Origin of the sequence: uncultured Aquincola sp. (assembly GCF_964001545.1) — a bacterium.
In the GTDB taxonomy this organism is placed as follows: domain Bacteria; phylum Pseudomonadota; class Gammaproteobacteria; order Burkholderiales; family Burkholderiaceae_C; genus Aquincola.
On the sequence record NZ_CAXFDV010000571.1, the window covers coordinates 1 to 5,212 of the forward strand.

Annotated in this window: 2 protein-coding genes; one reads left to right on the forward strand and one right to left on the reverse strand. The window is 73.8% G+C overall.

Features of this window, described 5'->3' with window-relative positions; all coding sequences use genetic code 11:
- Window positions 1-79 precede the first annotated feature (79 nt).
- Complete coding sequence (locus ABNT58_RS19670) at window positions 80-1,912, reverse strand: methyl-accepting chemotaxis protein (RefSeq protein ID WP_348755116.1); 1,833 nt, start codon at window positions 1,910-1,912, stop codon at window positions 80-82.
- A gap of 180 nt (window positions 1,913-2,092) precedes the next feature.
- On the opposite strand from ABNT58_RS19670, the gene ABNT58_RS19675 reads away from it, so the two are divergent.
- On the forward strand, window positions 2,093-5,167 hold the full coding sequence (locus tag ABNT58_RS19675; RefSeq protein WP_348755117.1) for a triple tyrosine motif-containing protein: 3,075 nt from the start codon (window positions 2,093-2,095) through the stop codon (window positions 5,165-5,167).
- Window positions 5,168-5,212: the final 45 nt, after the last annotated feature.

Below are 5,212 nucleotides of genomic sequence, written 5' to 3' on the forward strand. Positions count from 1 at the left end.
AAGCCCGGCTGCTGAAAACCGCGCGACCTTACGGGCGCGCGATGACAGTGCGGTGAAGCCCCTGATCCGCGGCCTACGCTCAGAAGGTTTCCCAGTCGTCCGACGAAGCGGCAGCGGGGGCCGGGGCCGGCGCGGGGGCCGCCGCTGCGGGCTGGGCGGTGGCCTTCACCGCCGGCTTGGCGGCAGGCTTGGCGGCTGCCTTGCTGGCCGGCTGGGTGGCCGGTTTCACCAGCGGCCTGGCGGAAGCCTTCGGCTTGCCGGCGGCCTGCTGGATCGCGGCGCGGGCCGCGGTGGCATGGGCGGTGGGCGCGGCCGGCGCCGGGGCCGGGGCCGGCATGGCCACCGGCGCGGCGGCCGCCGGCGCACGATCGCCCTGCGCCTGCAGCTTGAACACCGCCACCGCCTGCACCAGTTGCTCGGCCTGCAGCTTCAGGCTCTCGGCCGCGGCGGCCGACTCTTCCACCAGCGCGGCGTTCTGCTGCGTGGCGCGGTCCATCTGCGAGACGGCCTCGCTCACCTGCGCAATGCCCGAGGTCTGCTCGCGCGAGGCGGAGCTGATCTCGCCCACGATGTCTGTCACGCGGCGGATGGAGGTCACCACCTCGGTGATCGTGGCGCCGGCTTCGTCCACCTGCCGGGTGCCCTGCTCCACACGCTCGGCGCTCTGGTGGATCAGCGACTTGATCTCCTTGGCGGCTTCGGCGCTGCGCTGCGCCAGCGTGCGCACCTCGCCGGCCACCACGGCAAAGCCGCGGCCCTGCTCACCCGCCCGCGCGGCTTCCACCGCCGCGTTCAAGGCCAGGATGTTGGTCTGGAACGCAATGCCGTCGATGGTGCCGATGATCTCGGCGATGCGGCCCGAGCTGTCGCTGATCTCGCGCATGGTGGCCACCACCGCGTCCACCGCTTGGCCGCCGCGGGTGGCCACGTCGCTGGCGGCCTGGGCCAGCTGGTTGGCCTGCTGCGCGTTGTCGGAGTTGCCCCGCACGGTCGAGCCGATCTGCTCCATCGACGCGGCGGATTCCTCCAGCGCACCGGCCTGTTCTTCGGTGCGCTGGCTCAGGTCGTTGTTGCCCTGGGCGATCTGCGCGCTGGCCGTGGCCACGCTGTCGGCGCCCGAACGCACCGAGCCCACCACGCGGTTCAACGCGGCCTGCATGCGGGCCAAGGTGGCCATCACGCTGGCGCTGTCGCCGGGTTGCACGGCCAGGGGCTGGCTCAGGTCGCCATCGGCCACGCGGGCGGCGGCGGCGTTCAGCGCCTCGGGCTCGGCGCCCAGGGCCTTCATCACCTGGCGCGAGACCCGCCAGGCCACCGCCGAGCCGATGGCCGCCAGCGCCACGCACAGGCCCGCCAGCAGGCCCAGCGTGCCCATGGCCGAGTTGCGGGTGGTGGCCGCCAGTTCATCGGCAAAGGCCTGCTGCTGCTTCTTCGAATCCTCCACCGCCTTGAACACCACGGCCTGCAGCGGCCGCACTTCCTTGAACAGCAGCTGGCCGGCCTGCGCCGGGTCGTCGCGCGAAAGGGCGATCACCTTGTCGACCGCCGCTTCATAGGCGCCCTGGTTGTCCAGGATGGCCTGCAGCAGCGGCGCGCCGGCCTCGGACTGGATGGTGGCCTGCAGCGCCTTCAGCAGCGCCTGGTTGTCCTGGCGGGCGGCGCGCAGCTTGGCCATCTCCTCTTCGTCCACCTTGGGGTCGGTGCTGATGACGATGTTGCGGGCGGTGCGGGCGGTGACGTTGAAGTTGTCCGTCAGCCGGCCGAGCTGCGACACCTTGACCATGCGGTTGGTGGCCAGCTCATCGACACGCCCGGCCAGCTGGTCCATCGCATACGCGCTGTAGCCGGCCATGCCAACGCCCAGGGCGACGGTGGCGCCAAATCCCAAGGTCAGGCGGGTGGATAACTTCATGGAGGGGGTCCTGCTGTTGAGTTGTACCGGGCCGCGCGAAACACGGCTGGCCCGGCGATATGGGTGGGACGCGCGTCGGATGCATCGGCCTTCCAGCCGCGGGCTTGAGCAGCGTTACGCCATGGGCGTTGAAAATGCGCGGCCGCCGTCATCCGGGCTGCCACCGTGCGCCGTACCTCTTTGCCCCCCTCCGTCCCCCGCCTTGCCCTGCTGGCGCTGCTGCTGCATGCCGCCCCCGCCTGGCCGCTGGACCCCGGCCTGCCGGTGGCCCAGGCCCAGCACACCGGCTGGCAGCGCGATGCGCAGGCGCCGGCCAACATCGTGGCCATGGCGCAGACGCCCGATGGCTTTCTGTGGCTGGGCACCGGCGGCGGGCTGGTGCGCTTCGACGGTGTGCGCTTCGAGCGGGTGGACCCGCTGGGCGGGCATCCGCGGCTGTCGGGCAGCGTCACCGCGCTGCAGGCGCTGCCCGACGGCCGGCTGCTGATCGGCCACCGCTTCGGCGGCGTGAGCATCCTCGGGCCCGACGGGCTGCAGCACTTCCACGGCGTGCCCGGCCTGCCGGTGGGCAACTGCTGGGACTTTGCGGTGGATGCGGCCGGCGACGTGTGGGGCGCCTTCACCGGCGGCGTGGCGCGGTTGAAGGGCGGCCAGTGGCAGACCTTTGCGCTGGACGGCGAGCCGGTGCCCTTTCGCACCATCGTGCGCGATCCGCAGGGCACGCTGTGGGTCACCGCGCGCACCGGGGCTTATGCGCTGGCCGCGGGGGGCACGGCCTTCCAGCGGGTGCAGGTCGACCTGCCTTCGTTCCCGTTCCTGTCGGTGGCACCGGGCGGCCAGGTGTGGGCCGCCGACTTTGCCCGCCAGCGGCTGGTGGCGCTGGCGCAGCACGGGGGCCGCTTCGGCGCCGCCAGCGGTGTGCTGCCGCTGGCCTTTCCGGCGCAGGCCGACCGCCACTGGTTCGACGCCGACGGCGGCCTGTGGGTGCGCAGCGGCCAGGGCCTGCTGCGCATGCCGCGGCCCACCGAAGGCCCGGTGGTGGCCGGCGTGCGCCAGCCCGAGGTGCAACTGCTGGGGCCGGCCCAGGGCCTGGAGGCCGATGCGCAGAGCTTTCTGGAAGACCGCGAAGGCAACGTGTGGATCGGCACCGCCTCCGGCCTGCACCGGCTGCGGCAGTCCCACGTCACCCGCGTGCCGCTGCCGGGCGGCGATGGCGCGGTGGGCGTGGCGCCGGCGGCCGATGGCGGCGTGTGGGCCATCTCCGAGCTGGGCGGCCTGCACCGGGTGGCCGCGCCCGGCCAGCCGCCGCTGCAGGCGCAGCCGCTGGGCCTGGCCGGCCAGCGCCTGACCCATGTGCACCGCGACGCGGGCGGCGCCGTGTGGGTAGGCTCCAACAGCGCGTTGTGGAAGATCGAACCCGGCCGGCCGCCGCAGCGCGTGCCCCGGCCCGATGCGGGCGATGCACCGCAAGGCATGGCCTTCGCGCCGCTGCATGCGCTGGCCACCGACGCCAGCGGCGTGCTGTGGGCGCACCTGGTGGTCAAGGGCACCTTCCGCCTGGTGCAGGGGCGCTGGCAGCAGGTGGACAACGACCCGGCGGCCCGCATCATGTCCCTGGGCAACGACCCGCAGGGCCGCTTGTGGATCGGCTATGTCGACCGCGGCGCGGCGCGCATCGACGGCGACCAGGTGCTGCGGCTGGGGCCGGCCGAAGGGCTGGACATCGGTGCCATCTCGGCCGTGCATGCACGTGGCGCGCGGGTGTGGCTGGGCGGCCAGCGCGGCATCGCGCTGTATGAAGGCGGCCGCATACACACCATGCCGCTGCCCGGCGAAGCGGTGCAGCCCGCGGTGGTCACCGGCATCGTGGAAACCGAAGCGGGCGAGCTGTGGGTGCAATCGGCCAGCGGCCTGATGCGCATCGCAGCCGCCGAATGGCGGCGTGCGCTGAGCGAGCCGGGCCATGCGCCGCAGGTGCGCCGCTTCGACGCCGACGACGGCCTGCAGGGCAGCGCCAGCCAGATTCGCCCGCTGCCTTCGCTGGTGCAGTCGCAGGACGGCCGGCTGTGGTCGGCGCTGCCCAGCGGCCTCTTCGTCATCGACCCCGCCCGCCTGCGCCGCAACCCCCTGCCGCCCACGGTGTTGATGCGCCAGGTGATGGCCGACGGCCGCGCCCTGGTGCCCGGCGCCGGCGCCGGCGCCAGCGCCAGCGCCCAGACGCTGCAGTTGCCCACCGGCGGCGTGGCCGAACTGCGGCTGGACTACACCGCCACCAGCCTGGGCATGCCGCAGCGGGTGCGCTTCAGATACCGCCTGGAGGGTTACGACGCCGACTGGCGCGAAGCCGGCCCGCGCCGCGAAGCCGCCTACACCAAGGTGGGCCCGGGCCGCTACGTGTTCCGCGTGGTGGCGGCCAATGAAGACGGGGTGTGGAACGAGCGCGGCGCCCAGCTGGCGCTGGAGGTGCCGCCCGCCTTCTGGCAGACGCGCAGCTTTGCCGCCGCACTGCTGCTGCTGGCGCTGGCCGCCGGCGTGCTGCTGTACCGCTGGCGGGTGCGCGCGCTGGGCCAGCGGCTGCAGGCGCAGGCCGAGGTGCGGCTGCGTGAGCGTGAACGCATCGCGCGCGACCTGCACGACACCTTGCTGCAGGGCGTCACCGGCCTGACGCTGCAGGTGCAGGCCGCCGCCGACGAGGCGCCCGCCGGCTCCCCGCTGCAGGCCCGGCTGCTGCATGCGCTGGACCGCGCCCAGGACGTGATGGAAGAAGGCCGCGACCGGGTGAGCGCGCTGCGCACCACGGGCGACGGCCCGGTGCGCACGTCGCCCCCATTGGGCACGGCCCTGGCCGCCGCCATCGGTGAACTGGCCATCGACTTCCCGCGCATCCACTGCCAGTTCCGGCAGCAGGGCCCCCAGCGCCCGGTGCGGCCCGCGGTGGCCGACGAGCTGGTGCTGATCGGCCGCGAGGCCGTGTGCAACGCCCTGCGCCATGCGCAGGCCCGGCGCGTGCTGCTGCGGCTGCGCTACGGCCGCCATGCGCTGGCGCTGCGCATCAGCGACGACGGCCAGGGCTTCGATGCGCAGCGGGCCGAAGCCGCTGCCCGTGCCGGCCACTTCGGCCTGGCCGGCATGCGCGAGCGGGCCGCCACCATCGGCGCGCGGCTGCGCATCCACAGCGGGCCGCGCGGCACGGTGGTGGTGCTGACCGTGCGCGACGCATACTGCGCCGATGAACACGCCCCCGATCCGCTTTGACGATGGCGCGGCCTACGAGGCCTTCATGGGCCGCTGGAGCCGCCT